We start from the raw sequence: 20,153 nt of genomic DNA on the forward strand, positions 1-20,153 counted from the left end.
TCAAGACGCACCCTTCGCGGCACCACCGCGCACCTGTGGGAGCGAATTCATTCGCGAAAAATAGTCCAGGCGATAGAGATGTATCGCCCGTCCCGACCCTTCGCGAATGAATTCGCTCCTACAGTTTGAACCGTGCCGTACCGCACCTTACGCGGGCTCCCACAGGGTGGCGTACACGCAAAGCGCTGGCGCAATCAGGTAACTGAGGCGGCAGTACACCCACCAAAATGGTATCGGCTGCACGCATTTCAACTGTGGGAGCGAATTCATTCGCGAAATAGTCCAGGCGATAGAGATGTATCGCCCGTACCGACCCTTCGCTAATGAATTCGCTCCCACAGTTTGAAACGTGCCGTACCGCACCTCATGCGGCGCTCCCACAAGGTGGCGTATACGTCAGACGTATCTGTGAACCCGCCGGATCAAATCCCTTGCAACGCCAAATCCATCGCGAAATACGTGAAGATCAGATCCGCGCCTGCCCGCTTGATCGCGCCGAGGGTTTCGCGCACCACGCGGCCTTCGTCGATGGCCCCGGCCTGGGCGCCGAACTTGATCATCGCGTATTCGCCGCTCACCTGATACGCCGCCAGCGGCAGGTTCGAGGCTTCGCGGATGTCACGGATGATGTCGAGGTACGCGCCCGCCGGCTTGACCATCAGCGCATCAGCGCCTTCGGCTTCGTCCAGCAGCGACTCGCGCAGGGCTTCGCGGCGGTTCATCGGGTTCATCTGGTAGGTCTTGCGGTCACCTTTCAGCGCCGAGCCGCCCGCTTCACGGAACGGGCCGTAGAGCGACGACGCGAATTTGGTCGAATAGGCCATGATCGGCGTATTCGTGAACCCGGCAGCATCCAGTGCAGCACGAATCGCCCGCACTTGCCCGTCCATCGCCGCCGACGGCGCAATCACGTCGGCACCGGCGCGAGCGGCCATCACCGCTTGTCGGCCGAGGTTTTCGATGGTCGCGTCGTTATCGACGTGGCCGTTGTGCATCACGCCGCAGTGGCCGTGGTCGGTGTATTCGCAGAAGCAGGTGTCGGACATCACGATCATTTCCGGCACCGCGTCTTTGATCGTGCGCGAGATGCGCGACACCAGGCCGTTTTCCTGCCAGGTGTCGCTGCCGCTGGCGTCCAGATGGTGGGAAACACCAAAGGTCATCACCGACTTGATCCCGGCGCGAGCATAGCGCTCGACTTCCTGGGCCAGCTTCGACTCTGGAATGCGGCTGACGCCCGGCATGCTGTTGATCGGCACGAAGTCATCGACTTCTTCTTCGACGAAGATCGGCAGCACCAGATCGTTCAGCGTGAATTCGGTTTCCTGAAACAGCGCGCGGAAGTTTGCGTGGCTGCGCAGGCGACGTGGACGGGCGGCGGGAAACAGACTGGACATGGCAGTTCCTGAACAAAAATGGCGAAAAACGGCACACAGCGAAGCGTGACCGTCATCAATGGCGCGAAGCTTATGCCTGCCTCGCTGCGGATTCAAATATCGGGGCGATAAAGACAATTGTCGTGCGTGCAACAGTCCGGCACCTTGGGTCGAACGAATTCAGCGCTCGACAGGTCATTAATCGGGAGCAGCGCGTACTTAAGGCTGCGCGACCCACTTGGCGAGGCCAGCCTTGAACACCCCTTCCGATCTTCGTAACAACCGCTCGCTGGACGGCCTCAATTTCTTTCTGGCCGACGTGCGCGACGGACTCGGTCCATACCTCGCGATCTACCTGCTGGCGGTGCACAAATGGGACCCGGCCAGCATCGGCCTGGTCATGACGCTCGCCGGTATAGCCGCTTTGGTCACCCAGACGCCAGCGGGTGCGCTGATTGACCGCACCCGCAGCAAGCGCCTGGTCGTGGTCATCGCCGCGCTGCTGGTGACCGCCAGTTGCGTGATCCTGCCGTTCATTCACAGCTTTACTTGGGTGGCGATCACCCAAGGGCTGGGCGCGATTGCCGGTTCTGTGTTCGCCCCCGCCATTGCGGCGATCTCTCTGGGCATCACCGGTCCGAAAGCCTTCACTCGCCGGACCGGCCGCAACGAAACCTGGAACCACGCGGGCAATGCCTGCGCCGCGCTGCTGGCGGGCGGCCTGTCGTGGGCGTTCGGGCCGATTGCCGTGTTTTATCTGATGGCGTTCATGGCGATCGCCAGCGTGGTCGCCGTCAGCTTCGTCGATGGGTCGGCCATCGATCATGAAGTGGCACGGGGTTTCGACCCTCGACAGGAGAACGGCGCCGAACAGCCCAGCGGCGTGTCCGTGCTGATCCACAACCGCCCCCTGCTGGTCTTTGCCATTTGCTGTGGCCTGTTTCATCTGGCGAATGCCGCGATGCTGCCGCTGGTCAGCCAGAAGCTTTCGCAGATCGACCTCAACCTCGCGACGCCTCTGACCTCGGCCTGCATCGTCGCCGCGCAACTGGTGATGGTGCCGGTGGCCTGGCTGGTGGGCACCAAGGCCGACAGTTGGGGGCGCAAACCGTTGCTCCTGGCGGGCTTCGTCATCCTGCCGCTGCGGGGCGTGCTTTACGTGCTGTCGGACAACCCTTACTGGCTGGTGGGCGTGCAACTGCTCGACGGCATCGGCGCCGGGGCGTTCGGGGCGCTGATGCCGTTGGTGGTCAAGGACCTGACCCAAGGCACGGGCCGCTTCAACGTCAGCCTCGGGGCGATCTCAACGGTGTTCGGCCTCGGTGCCGCGTTGAGCAATGGCCTCGCTGGCTGGGTGGTTCGCGAATCTGGTTACAACGCGGCGTTCCTGACGTTGGCGGCGATTGCGGCGGTGGCATTCGTGCTGTTGTGGGTGGCGGTGCCAGAGACTTCGGACATTTCCGACCGCCCGGTCGAAACCCCCTTACCCGGGGCCAACCCGAGCGTTTGAAAGAGGCTACCGGTGAGGCGTGCTGCTCGCACCCTCTCCCAGCTCGCGCTGCATGATCACGGTGTCGAGCCAGCGGCCGTGCTTGAAGCCCACCGATTCGAACACCCCGACCTTGCGAAACCCCAGGCGCTCATGAAGCCGGATCGAGGCCACGTTTTCGCTGTTGCCGATGATCGCAACCATCTGCCGTCGGCCGTCATCGGTGCACTGCTGAATCACCGTTTCCAGCAACTGCTGGCCAATCCCCAATCCGGCCATGCCTTCGCGCACGTACACCGAATCTTCGACGGTGAAGCGATACGCCGGCCGTGGCCGGTACAACGTGGCATAGGCGTAACCCACGATTTCGCCTTCGTGCTCGGCGACCCGATACGGCAAGCCGTTGGCGCGGATGTCGGCACGCCGCTGGAGCATCTGTTCCAGGGTCGGCGGCTCCAGCTCGAAACTGGCGGTGCCATGCAGCACGTGATGGGCGTAAATGGCCTGCACGGCAGGCATGTCGTCGTCGCGGGCGTCGCGCAGGATCAGGTCGGTCATCAGCGGTCTTCTTGGCTCATACGGTGTGCGGCACAGGATAATCATTCATGGCCACCTTTTGGGTTTAGAATGCCGCCCCTTTCCACTGCCGACCCGCCGCCACCCGATGAATCCCGACGCGCTGAACACCCTCAACGAGCACCTGCTCACCGCCCTCGCCCCTGCGCCCACGGAAACCCGTCGGCTGTTCCATGGCCGTGGCCGCCGTTGGCCGGGCCTTGAGCAACTGACGGTGGACTGGATGCAGGGCGTGGTGCTGGTGTCGCTGTTCAAGGAACCGGCGGCTGACGAGCTGGAGGGTTTGAAGCGTCTGTTGGCGGAGCTGATTCAGACGCCCGTCTGGAAAGACAGCCTGGCCCACACCCTGCTCCTGCAACATCGCTACCTGCCCGACAGCCACACCGAAACCCTGTTCGGCGAGATGCCGGACGAGTGGACGCTGACCGAAGGCGGCCTGCGCTACCTCGTGGATTTCGGCAAGAAGCAGAACACCGGGCTGTTTCTCGACATGCGCTACGGTCGCGACTGGGTGCGGGCGAACGCGAGTGGCAAGCGGATCTTGAACCTGTTCGCCTACACCTGCGGTTTTTCGGTCGCGGCCATCGAGGGTGGCGCGGCGTTCGTGGTCAATCTGGACATGTCGCGGGCGGCGCTGAGCCGGGGGCGCGACAACCATCGCTTGAATGGCCACGACCTGAGCAAGGTCAGCTTTCTCGGCCACGAGCTGTTCAAATCCTGGGGCAAGGTGAAGAGCAGCGGGCCGTACGATCTGGTGATCATCGACCCGCCGTCGTTTCAGAAAGGCAGTTTTTTGCTGACCAAGGACTACCAGCGCGTGCTGCGCAAACTCCCCGAGCTGCTGACAACCGACGGCACCGTGCTGGCCTGCATGAACGACCCGGCGCTGGGCGCGGATTTCCTGATCGAGGGCGTGACGCGAGAAGCACCGGGGTTACGCTTTGAACAGCGGCTGGAAAATCCGCCAGAGTTTGCCGACATTGACCCGGACGGCGGCCTCAAAGCCCTGGTGTTCCGCCAGGTCTGACGCACACCTAAGAAAATCGGCACCTCACCCGGTCGCAAGATGCCCACGCCCACTTGCGGCTTGACGCTCGTGACTCGCCGCTGCTTCTAAGCGCTGAGCCGCGAAATCACGTCGTTCAACCCCACCGACAACTCATGCAGGTCTTGGCTCGCCGTCTGGGTGCGCTGCACATTGCTCTGGTTGGTGGTGGCAATCGCAGTGATTTCAGTCAGGTTGCGCGAGATGTCTTCGGCCACCGAGGTCTGCTCTTCGGCGGCCGTGGCAATCTGGCGGTTCATGTCGCGAATTGCCTCCACGGCGGTGGTGATGCGGGTCAGCGACGAACTGGCCAGGGCGACCTGATCGACGCTCTCCTGACTCCGCGCCTGACCGCTCTCGATGGCCTGCGCCGCGTCGATGGCGCCGGTCTGCACCGAATTGATGATCTGGTTGATTTCGGCCGTCGACGCCGCCGTGCGTTGGGCCAGGGTGCGCACTTCATCCGCGACGACCGCGAACCCACGTCCGGCATCCCCGGCCCGCGCCGCTTCGATGGCCGCGTTCAGGGCCAGCAGGTTGGTCTGCTCGGCGATGCCGCGAATCACTTCCAGCACCTTGCCGATGCGCCCGCTGTCGCTTTCCAGACGACGAATCACGTCGGCGGTGTTGCTGATCTCGGTGCGCATCTGGGTGATCGCGGTAATGGTCGCGCTCATCACCTTGCCGCCGTCCTGGGAGCTGCGATCCGCTTCATCCGCAGCATGAGCCGCTTGTGCCGCATGGCGCGCAACTTCCTGAGCCGTGGCCGACATCTCGGTCATCGCCGTGGCCACCTGATCGGTGCGCTCGAATTGCTCGTGGGTGCCTTGAGCCATCAGCGACGCAATGGCTTTCAACTCACCGCCCGCGCTGTCCAGGTCGGTGGTGCTGCGTTTCAGGCGGGTGAAGGTGTCCGCGAGGAAATCACGCAAGGTGTTCGCCGCCACCGCCAGACGTCCGAGTTCATCCTGGCGGGTCACGCTGACCCGGTCGCTGAAGCGCCCGTGGCTCAGTTGCGCGACGTATTCGATCAAGAGACTGATCGGGCCGACGATGTTGCGGTTGACCATCCACAACGCCAACACACCCACCAGCAACGCCGACGCCAGCATGACGAGGGTGCCGATGAGAATGGTCCGATCGGCCGTGCTGCTGATCACCTTCGATTGCTCGTCACTGAGGGTGCGCAGGTTGCCCACCAGTTCGCTCATCTGCTCGCTGGCGGCGCGGTCCACGCCCTTCACCGCCTGATCACCGGCCACCGGATCGCCGCCCGCCGCCACGAATGCGTCGCGGCCCTTGCGATAAGCCACACCCAGCGCACGGTGCTCGTCACGCAGCTTGTCGACCTGGGCCTTGCTCGCCGCATCCAGACCGGCCATCCCGCTGAGCTGACCCAGCGTGGTCTGCACCAGACGCTCCTGCTCCTCGAACTGGCCCCAGAACTTGTCCCGGTCCGCAGGCTGTTTGCCGCGCAGCAGAACGTTTTTCCATTCCTGAACCTGAATCTTGAATTGAAGGTTGGCCTGATCGACCCGTTGCGAGGCCTGCAGCGGGCCGTCCAAAAGGCCGCGGTACGCGTGAACGTTGCTGGAGAGGAACTGGAAACAGGCCAGTGCGATCAGCAGCACCAACGCCAGGCTGCCGCCAAGCAGTGCCAGGATCTGCAATCTCAGGGATTTGGACATACGGGAAATCTCATCAGGGGGGAGTGCGGTTTTCGGGATTGCCCGAAAATGCCTGCTTGCCACATCCCTGTGCCGCCGTGTCAAAAACGGAGGGCTTACACAGCCTGATTCGACCCCGCCGAGCGCATCTTTAAACGCGACGCAAGCAGGCCGACGAGCGGTCAGAAAACGTCAATCCCGTGGCGAAAAGACGGGTCAATAAACTGGCGAACAGCTCCCTAACCCTTTGAATGTACGTGTTTTTCCTGCATACGCATTCAGATGACCACATCTCTAAATGCCATCCCTGGGACACCCCTCATCCCTCCTTCTGCCCAAACACCTGCGAAGGCCTGCGCAACACCGGGTCGAAAGGGTTGATCCTTTGGCCGATGGCAGCCGCTTCGCGCTTGAGTATGTCCACCACGGTGGGCATGCGTTCGGCGTTGAGGCGGTCGCTGATGGTGGCGACGCTGAGGGCCGCCACCGCCCGGCCTTCGCGGTCGAGGATCGGCACCGCGAGACCGGCCATGCCTTCCAGCACACCGGTGTTGCGAGCGGCATAACCCAGGCGCCTGACGTTGTCGATCTCCGAGCGCAGCATCACTTCGTCGTACAGATGAAAATCCCGCAGGCGCGGCAGGTTGTAACGGATCACCGTGTCGCGCTCGTCTTCCGGCAAGAAAGCCAGAATCGCCAGACTCCCCTGCCCCACGCCCAACGCCACGCGACCGCCAATGTCACCGGTGAACGTCCGGATCGGGTACGGCCCTTCGCTGCGGTCAAGGCACACCGCGTCAAAACCGCTGCGCGCCAGCAAAAACAGCGAATCCCCCAGCGACGCCGACAGCCGCAGCAGGCTCGGCCGCACCACGTCGCGCAAGTTTCCGGTCTGTCCCGCCTTCGCCGCCAGCGCGAAGAACTCCAGGCTCAACCGGTAGCGTTTGCTGCGTACGTCCTGCTCGACCATGCCCTCGTCCATCAGGCTGCGCAGCAACCGGTGAGTCGTCGGCTGCGACAAGCCCACTTGCTGCGCCAGTTGCGTCACCCGTTCACCGCCTTCGGGGCATTCCCCCAGACAGCGCAGCACGGCAAACAATCGAGACACAGCGCCAACGCCTGTTTCTTTTGTCGAATCATTCCGCTCAGTGGAATCCATTTTTGATATTTACCTTTCTGCATTCACTGATCGAATAAATCTGAAAATACTAATCGCTCAATGAAATTCATCGTTGAGCCCATCCTAGTCTTCGGCCTAGGATCAGTCCACCAGGGCGATTTGAATAACAGCGGCAGCCGACACCGATCGAGCGCCAGCGTCCATTGAGCATGCCGACATGCATCGGCACGCCGTCTCTCTTCGCATCTGCCCATAAAAAACGCATGCCCCCGGCGTGCATAAAAAAAGGTGGAACGCAGCCATGGCATTTCTTCAACTCCAGGCACTCTGCAAACGTTACGGCCCGGTCGATGCGGTGGTCGCCACTGACCTGTCGGTGGAAAAAGGCGAATTCGTGTCCCTGCTCGGCCCGTCCGGCTGCGGCAAGACCACCACCCTGCAAATGATCGCCGGGTTCGTTGACGTCACCTCGGGCAAGATCCTCCTTGATGGACGCGACATCACCCACGCCAAACCCGCCAGTCGCGGCCTCGGTGTGGTGTTTCAGTCCTACGCGCTGTTCCCCCACATGAACGTGCGCGACAACGTGGCCTTCGGCCTGAAGATGCGCAAAGTCTCCGCCGACGACATTCAGCGCCGCGTCGCCCGCGTGCTGGAGCTGGTGCGCCTGCATCAGCACGCCGAGCGCTACCCGCGTGAACTCTCCGGCGGCCAGCGACAGCGTGTGGCCCTGGCCCGGGCCTTGGTCATCGAACCGCCGGTCCTGCTGCTCGACGAACCGCTGTCCAACCTCGACGCCAATCTGCGCGAAGAGATGCAGTTCGAGATTCGCCGCATCCAGCGCGAAGTCGGCATCACCACCCTGATGGTCACCCACGACCAGGCCGAAGCCCTGTCCATCAGCGACCGCGTGGTGGTCATGCAGGCCGGGCGCATCACCCAGATCGACGAACCGTACAAGCTCTACGAACACCCGCGCACCCGTTTCATTTCCGGGTTCGTCGGCAAGGCCAACCTGTTGCGCGGCGACCGTGATCCGAGCGGCGTGGCTCAGGTGCGCCAAGGCCAGAGTCAGGGCGAGGGCGACGGCGAACTGACCCTCAGCCTGCGGCCTGAAAAGATCGACCTGGTGACCGCCGGTGAAGGCCGTCTGCAAGGCCGGATCATCACCCGTTATTTCCTCGGCAGTCAGTGGCTGTACCGCATCGAAACGCCGATTGGCGAGTTGACCGTCGTGCGCCGTAACAACGGCGATGCGCCGATGAACGAAGGCACGGCGGTGGGGCTGGACTGGCCGTCTGAATTGCTGCGCGTGCTGGCCGCTGACGAGGTGTTGGCATGAGTGTGCTGCGCGACAGCGGTCGCGGTTATCTGCTCTCGACCCCGGCCTTGGTGTCGTTCGTCGGCCTGTTGGTGGTGCCGCTGCTGTTGACGCTGGTGCTGTCGTTCAACGTGTTCGACTACACCGTGGGCGTCAAAAGCGGCAGCTGGACCTTCGCCCAATACGTGAATCTGGTCACCGATTCGTACTTCTACGAAATCTTCTTTCGCACCTTCTGGATCAGCGCGCTGGTCACCCTGTTGTGCGTGGTGATTGGGGTGCCCGAAGCCTACATCTTGAGCCGCATGGGCACGCCGTGGCGCTCGATCTTTCTGATCGTGATCCTCACGCCGCTGCTGATTTCGGTGGTGGTGCGGGCCTTCGGCTGGAGCCTGCTGCTCGGCGCCGACGGGCTGGTGAATCAGGCGATCCAGGCCCTCGGTGGCCGGCCGATCAAAATGCTCTACACCCCGTTCGCGGTGGTGCTGGCGCTGGTCCACGTGATGCTGCCGTTCATGATCATCCCGGTGTGGACCTCGTTGCAAAAGCTCGACCGCTCCGCTGAACAGGCCGCGCTGTCGCTGGGGGCAAGTCAGGCCAAGGTCATGCGTCTGGTGGTGCTACCGCAAGTCATGCCCGGCGTGCTGTCCGGCACCTTGATCGTCTTTGGGCTGTCGGCCAGTTCGTTCGCCATCCCCGGCCTGCTGGGCGGACGCCGCCTGAAAATGGTCGCCACCACGGTCTACGACCAGTACCTCTCGGAACTCAACTGGCCCATGGGCGCCGCCATTGCCGTCGCGCTGTTGCTGATCAACCTGCTGGTGATGCTGTCGTGGAACCGGCTGGTCGAAGGCCGCTATAAAAAATCCCTGGGGGAATGATCGATGTCCAAGAATGGTCCTCTGGCCCTGTCGTTTCACGCCCTGATCGTGGTGTTCATGCTGGCGCCGCTGGTGGTTGTGTGCATGGTGGCGTTCACGCCGGAAAACACCCTGAGCCTGCCGTGGCACGGTTTTTCCCTGCGCTGGTTCACGGCCGTGTTCGAGCGCGCCGACTTCATTCAGTCTTTCTATAACAGCCTGATTCTGGCGGTCGTTGCTGCGACGCTGGCGACTCTGATCGCCGTGCCCGCCGCGCTGGCGATCACCCGCTATCAGTTTCCGGGGCGCAACTTCCTCAACGGCCTGTTCCTGTCGCCGATCATCATTCCGCACCTGGTGCTCGGGGTGGCGATGCTGCGCCTGTTCGCGCTGATGGGGGTCAACGGCAGCTTCGTCTGGCTGATGTTCGCCCACGTGGTGGTGATCACGCCGTACGTGCTGCGACTGGTCATTGCAGCGGCGATTGGCGTGGATCGCAGCGCCGAGCAGGCCGCGGAATCCCTGGGCGCCAGCCGCTTCACGCTGTTTCGCCAGATCACCCTGCCGATGATCCTGCCGGGGGTCGCCGGAGGCTGGCTGCTGGCGTTCATCAACAGCTTCGACGAAGTGACGCTGTCGATCTTCGTCACCTCGCCCTCAACGCAGACCCTGCCCGTGCGCATGTACGTCTACGCCACCGAATCCATCGACCCGATGATGGCGGCCGTGTCGGCACTGGTGATCGCGCTGACGGCCATCACCATGATCATCCTCGACCGGGTTTACGGCCTGGACCGCGTGCTGGTGGGGCGCCACTGATGCCTTTGATTTCAATTACCCAACGCCTTTCAGGGAACGCACCATGGCTTTGCTGAAACGACTGGCCGAACACGACCGCGAGGTTCTGCCCTTCACGCTTGACGGCCAGCCCGCCAGGGGCCTCGAGGGCGACACTCTGCTCACGGCAGTGCTGACCACCTCGGAGCATCTGCGTGGCAGTGATTTCAGCGCCGAACCCCGCGCCGGTTTCTGCCTGATGGGCGCCTGCCAGGATTGCTGGGTCAAGCTGGGCGACGGGCGCCGGGTGCGGGCCTGCGCGACGCTGCTGGAGCCGGGCCTGAACGTCAGCCGCGAGCCGGGACGCAGCCTATGAAACAGAACGACATTGTCATCGTGGGCGCAGGGCCTGCCGGTATCCGTGCCGCGCAAACCCTGGTGGCCTACGGGCTGCAACCCTGCCTGATCGACGAAAGCCTGCGGGGCGGCGGGCAGATTTATCGTCGTCAGCCGGAGAACTTCAAGCGCTCGGCGAAGGCCTTGTATGGCTTTGAAGCCTCGAAAGCCCAGGCCGTGCATTCAACGCTGGATCGCCTGACAGCCGACATCGATTACCGCCCGGAAACCCTGGTCTGGAACGCGGAATCGCACACACTGGACACCCTGTCCAACGGCGTGGCGGCGCAGGTTCGGTACAAGCACTTGATCGTCGCGACCGGCGCCACGGACCGGATTCTGCCCGTGCCCGGCTGGACATTGCCCGGTGTGTACAGCCTGGGCGCCGCGCAGATTGCGTTGAAGTTTCAGGGCTGCGCCATCGGCGAGCGCGTGGTTTTTGCGGGGAGCGGGCCGTTGCTGTATCTGGTGGCTTATCAGTACGCGAAGGCCGGGGCGAAGGTGCTGGCCGTGCTCGACAGCGCGCCGCTGTCGGCCCAGACCCGCGCCCTGCCCGCCTTGCTCGGTCAGCCTGCCACCCTGGCCAAAGGGATGTTTTACCGGGGCTGGCTAACGGCCCGTGGCATTCCCGTGCATCAGGGCGTCGCGCTGGACAGCATCCACGGCCAGCAACGGGTGGGCAGCGTGCAGTGGCGCGACGGTGCGCACCTCAAGCGGCTCGACTGCGACGCCGTCGCTTTCGCCCACGCCTTGCGCAGCGAAACCCAATTGGCCGACCTGCTCGGCTGCGAGTTCGACTGGAGCGCGCTCAACCGCGCCTGGCTGCCGGTTCGGGACGCCAGCGGTCGTAGCTCTGTCGAGGGTGTGTATCTCGCGGGCGACGGCGCTGGAATCATGGGTGCCGACGCGGCAGAAATGGCCGGAGAACTCGCGGCTTTGACGCTGCTGAGCGACACCGGGCATCAGGTTGATCCGAACCGCAGTGGCGAGCTGCAACGCAAACTCGGAGGCATTCAACGCTTCCGACACGGCCTGGAAACGGCGTTTCCATTCCCCGAACACTGGGCTGCCACCGCGCCAGACGAAATGACCGTCTGCCGCTGCGAGGAAGTCAGCGCGGGGGACATTCGCCAGACCGTCGCCGAGGGGCACTGGGAGATCAACCGGGTCAAGGCCATGTGCCGGGTCGGCATGGGACGCTGTCAGGGCCGCATGTGCGGGCTGGCGGCGACCGAACTCGTCGCGCACGCCTCAGGTCGCGACATTGCCAGCGTTGGCCGGTTGCGGGGTCAAGCACCGATCAAACCCCTGCCCTTCGGTGTGGAGATCGAGCCATGAGCCTGCCTGTCGAAGTGGATGCCGTGGTCATCGGCGGCGGCATCGTCGGTGCTTCCGCCGCGCTGTTTCTGGCCAGGGCGGGTAAACGTGTGGCGCTGCTGGAGCGGGATTTTTTCGGCTCGCATTCCAGTGGCGTCAACTACGGCGGTGTGCGACGTCAAGGCCGCCCCCTGTCGCAATTGCCATTGTCGCAGCGGGCCCACGGGATCTGGAGCGACCTGAAAAACCTCATTGGCATCGACGGCGAATACCTGCGCTCCGGTCATCTGAAACTGGCCCGCAGCGATCAGGACATGACCGCGCTGGTGGCCTACGAACAGGCCTCCCGAGGTTTTGGTCTGGACCTGCAATTGCTCGACCGTGCGCAACTGCGCGCCCGTTTTCCGTGGGCGGGGGATGTCGCGGTGGGCGCCTCGCTGTGCGCCGACGACGGCCACGCCAATCCGCGGCTGGTCTCTCCGGCGTTCGCGTTTGCCGCCCGCCGCGCCGGCGCCGAGGTGTTCGAACAGGCGCAGGTCACCCAGGTGAGCCACGACGGCCAGGCCTTCGACGTACAGACCGCCGAAGGCCACCGGTTTCAAGCGCCGTGGCTGCTGAACTGCGCCGGGGCCTGGGCAGCGGCGCTGGCCGAACAGTTTGGCGAGCCGGTGCCGATGCGCGCCGGACACCCGGCGATGCTGGTGACCGAGCCACTGCCCATGTTCATGGACGTCAGCACCGGCGTCGAAGGCGGCGGGATTTATGCCCGTCAGGTCGCACGGGGCAACTGCGTGCTGGGCGGCGGACAGGGCTTCCCCCTCGACCCGGCCACCGCGCGTCCCGGTCAGGCCGCGATCCTCGACATCCTGCGCAACGCCGTCGAACTGTACCCGCCGCTGGCCGGTGCACAGGCGATCCGCACGTGGAGCGGCACTGAAGGTTATCTGCCGGACCGCGAACCGGTGCTCGGCGCAAGCTCGACCCAACCGGGCCTGTTGCACGGGTTCGGCTTTGCGGGGTCCGGCTTCCAGATCGGCCCCGCCGCCGGGGAAGCGCTGGCGCAGATCGTCTGTCACGGCGCACCGGCCATTGCTCTCGACGTTTTTTCCATCCGCCGTTTTCAACCCGCTTCACAGCCTGTACAGCCCGCCATCGCCGTGCCCAAGGGCGCGGTCAACGTTATCCCTTTGTTCAGAGGAAGATCACACCCATGAAAACCATGAACAGCGTCAAACGTTTTGCCCTCACCGGGCTGTCTTGCGTCCCGCTCGCCGCGTTATTGGCGTCGGGCAGCGCACAGGCTGAAACCACGCTATACCTCGGCATGAACGGCGGCACCATGGAGCGCTTGTATGCCGATCAGGTGCTGCCCGCGTTCGAGAAGGCCAACAACGTCAAAGTGGTGATCGTACCCGGAACGTCGTCCGACATTCTGGCCAAGGTGCAGGCGAGCAAGGACAACCCGCAGATGCACGTGATGTTTCTCGATGACGGGATCATGTACCGGGCCATTTCCATGGGCCTGTGCGGCAAGCTGAAGCCCAGCGCGACGCTGGCGGACATTCCGGACAAGGGCAAGATCAAGCACGAAGCGGTGGCCGTGAGCCTCGGCGTCACCGGCCTCGCGTACAACACCAAAATGTTCCAGGAGAACGGCTGGAGCGCCCCGACGTCATGGGGCGACATGGCCGACAAACGCTACAAGGACAAGCTGGTGTTCCAGTCCCTGGCGTCCTCGACTTTCGGTCTGCATGGCTTCCTGATGTTCAACCGCTTACAGGGCGGTGACGAGACCAACGTCGAACCGGGCTTCAAGGCCTGGCCAAAAACCGTCGGCCCGAACGTGCTGGAATACATCGCCAGCTCGGCGAAGATTTCCGAGATGGTGCAGACCGGCGAAGCCGCGTTGTTTCCGCTGACGCCGACCCAGGTGACAGCGCTGAAACTGAAGGGCATCCCGGTCGAATACGCCCCGCCGAAAGAAGGCGCCGTGGTGTTGAACGTGGCTGAATGCACCCTCGCCAACAACGACCAGCCGGAACTGGCGCAGAAGCTCGCGGAATTCCTGCTGACCCCGGAAGCCCAGGCCCCGGCGCTGGAATTGGGCGACCAGATCCCGTCCAACCCGAAAACCCCGACCAGCGACCGCACCCGTGGCCAGGTCGAAGCGATGAACAAATACCTGGAAACGGCCGTGACCATCGACTGGGACAAGGTCAACCTGATCCGGCCCGAGTGGAACGCACGCTGGAGCCGGACAATCGAGCGGTAAAACGGGCTGACAGCGGAGCGATGTTCAGCCTGACCCATCGCTTTCGCCAGCAAGCCGGCTCCTACAAAAAGCACAGCGTGCACCCGAATTCTCCGAACGCCCTCCATAGAGGCGCGCTTGCCCGCGATGGGATCTGACTGCCCTTTAACATTCCATCCAACTATCCCCACCCCGCACAGTCACACAAGGAACCCACTTCTTTACGCTCGATGAGGCCGGATGAGTTTTATTCTTTGCATGACCGTGCTGGGCGTCCTTCTGATGCTCCTGGCGTTGACCTCTTCGTACCTGCGCTGGCTGCCCGTCACCACCTCGGCGGTGTGTCTGGCGTTCGGGGCGTGCATCGGCCCGTGGGGGCTGGATCTGGTGCAGCTGGACGTCCGTGAATCCCGGCACTGGCTGGAGCGCCTGACCGAAGTCGCCGTGCTGTTTTCGCTCTTCAATACCGGCATCAAACTGCGCTTGCCGCTGCACCGCTCGGCCTGGCATTCGGCCTACCTGCTGGCGGTGCCGGTGATGCTGGCGACCATCGTTGGCGTCTGCCTTGCCGCGCACTTCCTGTTGGACCTGCCTTGGGCCGTGTCGCTGCTGCTGGGCGCCATGCTCTCGCCGACCGACCCGGTGCTCGCCGGTCTGGTGCAGGTCAACAACGCTCAGGATTTTGACCGCGTGCGCTTCGGCCTCTCGGGGGAAGCCGGGCTTAACGACGGCAGCGCGTTCCCCTTCGTGATCTTCGCCCTGCTGTTCCTCACCCACGGCACCGCCGATTTCACCTGGGTGCAGGGCTGGCTGCTGAAAAACATTCTGTGGGGCGTGCCTGTGGGCCTGTTGCTGGGCTACGGATTGGGGCGCGGCGTCGGTCACCTGATGATCTACCTGCGCATCAAGAACGCCGACAGCACCACCTCGCCGAACGATTTTCTCGCGCTGGCACTGATCGCCATGGCCTACGCCATCGCAGAAGCATTGGGCGCGTATGGGTTCCTGGCCGTGTTCGCCGCCGGATTGGGCCTGCGACGGGCCGAGGTGCGCATCACTCAGTCGGAAGTCCCGTCCGAACACGTCGCCAAACCAGTGCTCGGGCACATGGACAGCGACCCCCAGGCCGCCACGGTGACCGACCACGAAGAACTGTCCGAATCGCAACTGGCGGCCGGGGTGATGATGGGCGATATGCTCGCGTTCGGCAGTCTGGTGGAACGCGCCATGGAGGTGCTGCTGATCACCCTGCTCGGCGCCGCTATCGCTTTTTATTGGGACTGGCGCGCGCTGGTGCTGGGCCTGGCATTGTTCTGTGTGATCAGGCCGTTGAGCGTCTGGCTACTGATCAGTCGACGCCTGCTGAGCCGTCCGCAAAAGGCGCTGGTGGGCTGGTTCGGCATTCGCGGCATCGGTACGCTGTACTACCTGTGCTACGCCCTTTCCCACGGCCTGCCGATGGACGCGGTGCCTACCACCATAGGGCTTACGCTCTCGGTCGTGGCGCTGAGCATTCTGTTACACGGCATCAGCATTCAACCGCTGCTCGAACGCTACGAGCGCAGCATGGCGCAAACCGCTGATCGGTGACGCGATAGAGCCGGTCGATCAAGTCATCGGAACAAGCGATTGGACGCTCTGGCACGGCATCGGTAGCTTGCTCATCAACTGAATACGTCCGTCCTGGCGATTCTGCCATGCGGCCTGGCGTTGCACCGTTGCCCTCCGAGGACTGGCGCCCGTCCCCCGAGACCTGACGCATCAAGACCGGACGCTTGAACAGTGCCCTGACTTGCTCGGCAACGCGGTGGGGGGTGCAATTTTCGTCGGGCTGGCGTATTACGTGTCTTACTCGAAGGTCACTGAAGCCTCCGGCGACGGATGCCAAGGCCACTCGCCTTGAACAACCGGCCAGCCAGAAAATTTAACGATTCCTGCGTGCGACGATCCGAATGGACTGACGCACGTTTTGCTTCTGCCACGCCACACGCTGTCGAGAAACGCAATGTCTGATCGGGTTCTGCTGGACGGGTTTTCACGCAAGGTCGATTACGTTCGAATGTCGGTGACGGATCGCTGCGATTTCCGCTGCGTGTATTGCATGGCCGAGGACATGACCTTCCTGCCCCGTCAGCAGATTCTCTCGCTGGAAGAAATCCTGCAGATCGCCGAGCGCTTCGTCGAGTTGGGCACCAAAAAAATTCGCCTGACCGGTGGCGAGCCGCTGGTGCGTGCGGGCATCGTCGGTTTGTGCAAGAACATCGCCGCCCTGCCCGGCTTGCGTGAACTGTGCATGACCACCAACGGCTCGCAGCTGGACAAGCTGGCGGCGCCGCTGTTCGAAGCCGGACTCAAACGCCTCAATATCAGCCTCGACAGCCTCGACCCTGCGCGCTTCAAGGAACTGACCCGTACCGGCGACTTGAGTAAAGTCATTGCTGGCATTGATGCGGCCAACGCAGCCGGGTTCACCCACACCAAGTTGAACTGCGTGGTGATGCAAGGGCGCAACGATCGCGAAATCAATGACCTGGTGGCCTTCGCCATCGATCGCGGCCTGGACATCACCTTCATCGAAGAAATGCCGCTGGGCATCATCAGCGAACACAGCCGTGCCGAGTCGTTTTTCTCCAGTGATCAAGTGCGCGAGCGGATTGCCGAACGCTACACCCTGATCAACTCCACGGAATCGACCCAAGGCCCTTCGCGCTATTGGCGCCTGGCTGAGGCCCCGGATATCCGCGTCGGCTTCATCTCCCCTCACAGCCACAATTTCTGCGCCACCTGCAACCGCGTGCGGGTGACCGTGGAAGGCCGCTTGTTGCTGTGCTTGGGCAACGAACATTCCGCCGACCTCAAGGCCGTCCTGCGTGCCAATCCCGGCCAGCCGGAAAAGCTCGAAAGAGCCATCGTCGAAGCGATGAAACTCAAACCGTATCAGCACAATTTCGAAATCAACGATGACGTGCAGGTGGTCCGGTTCATGAACATGACCGGCGGCTAACGCCTTACCGACCGAGCGGCTACCCGATCCAGCAATGCCTGCGCCACATCGACCATGCGCTGCCCGCGATCCATGGACGACACGCGCAAGCGCTCGTACGCATCGTTCTCGGTCAACTGGAATTTATCCATCAATAAACGCTTGGCCCGCTCCACCACTTTCCGCTCGCTCAACGCTTTACGGGCCTCGTCGCGCTCGTCGTTGGCACTCATCAACCGTTGTGTCTGGGTCTGCAGCATATCGAGGACCGAACGCCCGACGTGATGCCCCAAGCCGTCTTGCGGCGGGCTGTCCAGCTCAACCGCCTGTACGTTGAACAGCACGGCCTGATCCAGGCAACCGGCCGTTTCCAGGCTGATCAAGCGGTTGAGCAAGGACCGGTGATTCTCCAGATCAGCGCGGGCTTGCTTGATGCTCGCCTGACAACTCTGCAACAGGACCTCCGCCAGGCGGGTCTCCACGGCGCGCATGGCATCGATGCGCAAGGTCGCGAGCTCAAACCACATCGGCGACAGCGCGGGGTCAACGCGTTGGCTTTCCGATGTTTTCAGCGCCACGCCTCGCAAACGAGACAGCTGAGCAGTGGTCTCACCCGCCTGTTGGTTGCGCCACAACGTCGCGGCGTCATTCTCGCCAAACTCGATGAACGTCTGGAAACACCGTTCCTGACCGTGCACCAAGTGCTCGATCCGCCCCCGTAACGTCGCGTCGAAGAAGCCAGCGGAGAACCCGGCCACCCCGGCTGCCCGTTCTTGTCCAGCCAGCTCCTTGCCCTGCATGAAGTTGAACAATGCCACCAGCACCCGTGTGATCTGCGGATCGACCGCCGTGTCTGCCGCTTCGAACACCACGGCCAGCAAGCCGCCGATCAGCCGGGTCAACGCCGTCGTGGCGTCCACCGCCGTCAACCGTTGATCACGAATACGTCGACGCAAACCGGGCAACTCATCCAGCGCATGCATCACGAACGCCAGCCGGTTGAACAACCGCGCGCGATCAGACGCCGCATGCGGCTCCAGGTCGATACCTTGAAAAAACGTCACCACTTGGTGCTCGATCGCTCGCGCTTCGGCACTCAGCGCATCAAGTTGGGGCAGATGGTGCGCGTCAGGGCACCCGAGATACACATTCGAATACCCGCGCTCGCGTTGAAGCACATGGACCAGCCTGCTGATGGACGTCACCAGCTCGCAGGTCTGCGCCAACCCTTCAAGCCCCGCCAGCTCACTGCGTCGGGCAGCCAGCATGAAACGCAGGGCGGGAGGCATGTGGGTGTCGGTCATGGGCATCGGGGTCTTGAGAGGACGATGAAGGGGGTATGCAAGACCGGGGCCTTCGAGGTAATACGGTGCTTCGGGCGTACATTCCTAATATGAAAGGAGCGTTATTCGAAAGGCGTCGGTACGCCGCGGCCACTGTGGGAGCGAATTCATGCGCGAAGGCCAGTGCAGGCCATACATCTCTATCGACTTACCCATTTTCGCGAATAAATTCGCTCTCACAGAAGTGCGTGGGTTGCTTGGGTTCTGCGAATGACGCGAATCTCGCAGCCGCCCCGCTTGCCGACGATGGCGATCACGGAAGTCGCAGTCGGGAAAGACCGGGGTTAACACCATTCCCGTTTGACACCCGCCCACGACTCCCCGAAGCTGCTGTCCACGCAGAAACGGAAATCGGTATGTCAAAAGCGTCTTCGCAGCACTCTCCACGGCATCCGAACGCCCGGCGCCGATGGAAGATAGCGATTACAGCCGTCATCGTCGCGACAGTAGTCGCCCTGGGATGGCTCGTGCGCGCTTGGCATGCGCCGCCCCCGCCGCCCGTCGTCAATCACAGTTACGCCGAAGCCCTTGAACAGGCCCATGACGGCAAGCCCGGTGCAGCTCGCGTCCTTTATCAGCAATTCAGCCGCACTGACCTGTCCGACATTCGCAGGGCGGGTCTGCTCGTTGAGCTGGCGAATTACCCCAGCGCACAGGCGTTGAAAATTCTCGATGCGGACCTGAAACGTCAGGTGCCACTGGTCCAGCAGACCGCCATCGACACGGTCACCGCCATCGTCCCCGAGGCCCAGCGCAGCCTGCTGATCGGCCCTTTGCTGGACGACCCCGACCAAGGCGTTCGCTTCAGCGCCGTTCGCGCCTTGCAGGGCCTGACGCCTGACGATATCGGGCTTTATTACGGTGCACTTCAGGAAGCCGCCGAGCAATACGAAAGCACCCTCGCCTCTCAGCCGCCCAGCGGCCAGAGCCAGTTGCAACTGGCGAAACTGTTGATCAATCGGGGCGAAGTTCGTCGGGCCGCAGACGCCCTCGATCTGGCATTGAAACTGGAACCCAATAACCTTCAGGCGGGCCTCACCCAAGTGCAACTGCTGGACCAACAAGGGGAAACGGACCGGTCCCGGCAGCTGTTGGCGACGCTGCAAGAAAAACACCCGCAATCCTCGCTGCTGCAGCATGCACTGGGCCAGTGGCTGTTGCGTCACCACCAAAATGAGTACGCATTGCTGGCATTGGCCAAAGCGGTGGAGCTGGAACCCGAAAACACCGCCTATCGGTTCGAACTCGCGGTCGCGCTGCACGACTTACAGCAGGTCGAACCCGCGCAACGACAACTGGAAGACATCCTGCAACGGCAGCCCGCGAATCGCAGCGCGAGGATATTGCTCATCCGCTACTGGAAGGAAACGGGGCAATTGCAGAAAGTACAGGTATTGCTCGCCGAGCTGGAGCAGTTGAACCCTGATGATCCGGCGCTTCAACAGGGGTTATAGCGAACAGGGCCACTTGTGGCCGTCGCTGCCGGACTGTTTCCAATAGCCGCGTAGTTTGAGAAATTACTTACAAAGATAAGCGTCGCTCGCGCGTCAATTGTCAGACGTGATTGTAGTGAGCCTCAAGTTTCATATAACAAATGCACGCTGCCTATTTTCCAACTCGGAAAAAACGTGC

17 protein-coding genes are annotated in these 20,153 nt (G+C 62.7%); 12 read left to right on the forward strand and 5 right to left on the reverse strand.

Annotated features, from left to right (window positions below; all coding sequences use genetic code 11):
• Positions 1-422: 422 nt before the first annotated feature.
• On the reverse strand, positions 423-1,397 hold the full coding sequence (gene hemB, locus ACWKWE_RS05275) for a porphobilinogen synthase (RefSeq protein WP_166597746.1): 975 nt from the start codon (positions 1,395-1,397) through the stop codon (positions 423-425).
• 232 nt (positions 1,398-1,629) lie between these two features.
• Here hemB and ACWKWE_RS05280 point away from each other — a divergent pair, with 232 nt between their 5' ends.
• On the forward strand, positions 1,630-2,886 hold the full coding sequence (locus ACWKWE_RS05280) for an MFS transporter (protein WP_483849880.1): 1,257 nt from the start codon (positions 1,630-1,632) through the stop codon (positions 2,884-2,886).
• Positions 2,887-2,892: 6 nt separating this feature from the next.
• On the opposite strand, the gene ACWKWE_RS05285 is transcribed toward ACWKWE_RS05280, so the two are convergent.
• A complete protein-coding gene (locus ACWKWE_RS05285) occupies positions 2,893-3,423 on the reverse strand; it encodes an N-acetyltransferase family protein (RefSeq protein WP_483849881.1) in 531 nt (176 codons plus the stop codon).
• A gap of 106 nt (positions 3,424-3,529) precedes the next feature.
• Here ACWKWE_RS05285 and ACWKWE_RS05290 point away from each other — a divergent pair, with 106 nt between their 5' ends.
• Positions 3,530-4,468 (forward strand): class I SAM-dependent methyltransferase, encoded by a 939-nt coding sequence (locus tag ACWKWE_RS05290; RefSeq protein ID WP_483849882.1) that lies wholly within the window; start codon positions 3,530-3,532, stop codon positions 4,466-4,468.
• A gap of 86 nt (positions 4,469-4,554) precedes the next feature.
• On the opposite strand, the gene ACWKWE_RS05295 is transcribed toward ACWKWE_RS05290, so the two are convergent.
• Both ACWKWE_RS05295 and ACWKWE_RS05300 read right to left on the reverse strand, forming a co-directional pair.
• On the reverse strand, positions 4,555-6,174 hold the full coding sequence (locus ACWKWE_RS05295) for a methyl-accepting chemotaxis protein (RefSeq protein ID WP_166597743.1): 1,620 nt from the start codon (positions 6,172-6,174) through the stop codon (positions 4,555-4,557).
• 298 nt (positions 6,175-6,472) lie between these two features.
• The gene (locus ACWKWE_RS05300; protein ID WP_483849883.1) at positions 6,473-7,312 is read right to left on the reverse strand and encodes an IclR family transcriptional regulator; all 840 of its coding nucleotides are present in this window, start codon (positions 7,310-7,312) and stop codon (positions 6,473-6,475) included.
• A gap of 262 nt (positions 7,313-7,574) precedes the next feature.
• Here ACWKWE_RS05300 and ACWKWE_RS05305 point away from each other — a divergent pair, with 262 nt between their 5' ends.
• The 9 genes from ACWKWE_RS05305 (at position 7,575) to moaA (ending at position 17,199) form a co-directional block, all read left to right on the forward strand.
• Complete coding sequence (locus tag ACWKWE_RS05305) at positions 7,575-8,615, forward strand: ABC transporter ATP-binding protein (protein WP_483849884.1); 1,041 nt, start codon at positions 7,575-7,577, stop codon at positions 8,613-8,615.
• A complete protein-coding gene (locus tag ACWKWE_RS05310; protein ID WP_483849885.1) occupies positions 8,612-9,475 on the forward strand; it encodes an ABC transporter permease in 864 nt (287 codons plus the stop codon). The genes ACWKWE_RS05305 and ACWKWE_RS05310 overlap by 4 nt, the downstream gene beginning before the upstream one ends.
• 3 nt (positions 9,476-9,478) lie before the next feature.
• Positions 9,479-10,273: an ABC transporter permease gene (locus ACWKWE_RS05315; protein ID WP_166597739.1), complete on the forward strand. Its 795-nt coding sequence runs from the start codon at positions 9,479-9,481 to the stop codon at positions 10,271-10,273.
• A gap of 43 nt (positions 10,274-10,316) precedes the next feature.
• A complete protein-coding gene (locus ACWKWE_RS05320) occupies positions 10,317-10,607 on the forward strand; it encodes a (2Fe-2S)-binding protein (protein ID WP_483849886.1) in 291 nt (96 codons plus the stop codon).
• Positions 10,604-11,965 carry an FAD/NAD(P)-dependent oxidoreductase gene (locus ACWKWE_RS05325; protein WP_483849887.1) on the forward strand — a complete coding sequence of 454 codons (1,362 nt, stop codon included), beginning with the start codon at positions 10,604-10,606 and terminating at the stop codon, positions 11,963-11,965. The genes ACWKWE_RS05320 and ACWKWE_RS05325 overlap by 4 nt, the downstream gene beginning before the upstream one ends.
• Positions 11,962-13,158, forward strand: a complete 1,197-nt coding sequence (locus ACWKWE_RS05330; protein ID WP_483849888.1) for an NAD(P)/FAD-dependent oxidoreductase — start codon at positions 11,962-11,964, stop codon at positions 13,156-13,158. Before ACWKWE_RS05325 ends, ACWKWE_RS05330 begins: the two co-directional genes overlap by 4 nt.
• Positions 13,159-13,163: 5 nt before the next feature.
• The gene (locus ACWKWE_RS05335; protein WP_483849990.1) at positions 13,164-14,216 is read left to right on the forward strand and encodes an ABC transporter substrate-binding protein; all 1,053 of its coding nucleotides are present in this window, start codon (positions 13,164-13,166) and stop codon (positions 14,214-14,216) included.
• A gap of 219 nt (positions 14,217-14,435) precedes the next feature.
• Entirely contained in the window at positions 14,436-15,785 is a 1,350-nt protein-coding gene (locus ACWKWE_RS05340) for a cation:proton antiporter (protein ID WP_483849889.1), read from the forward strand.
• Positions 15,786-16,200: 415 nt separating this feature from the next.
• Positions 16,201-17,199, forward strand: a complete 999-nt coding sequence (moaA, locus tag ACWKWE_RS05345; protein WP_166597734.1) for a GTP 3',8-cyclase MoaA — start codon at positions 16,201-16,203, stop codon at positions 17,197-17,199.
• On the opposite strand, the gene ACWKWE_RS05350 is transcribed toward moaA, so the two are convergent.
• Complete coding sequence (locus tag ACWKWE_RS05350; protein WP_483849890.1) at positions 17,196-18,482, reverse strand: nitrate- and nitrite sensing domain-containing protein; 1,287 nt, start codon at positions 18,480-18,482, stop codon at positions 17,196-17,198. The two genes, moaA and ACWKWE_RS05350, sit on opposite strands and share 4 nt — an antisense overlap.
• A 395-nt stretch (positions 18,483-18,877) precedes the next feature.
• On the opposite strand from ACWKWE_RS05350, the gene ACWKWE_RS05355 reads away from it, so the two are divergent.
• On the forward strand, positions 18,878-19,975 hold the full coding sequence (locus ACWKWE_RS05355) for a tetratricopeptide repeat protein (protein ID WP_483849891.1): 1,098 nt from the start codon (positions 18,878-18,880) through the stop codon (positions 19,973-19,975).
• Positions 19,976-20,153 lie beyond the last annotated feature (178 nt).

This window comes from Pseudomonas salicis (genome assembly GCF_057128705.1).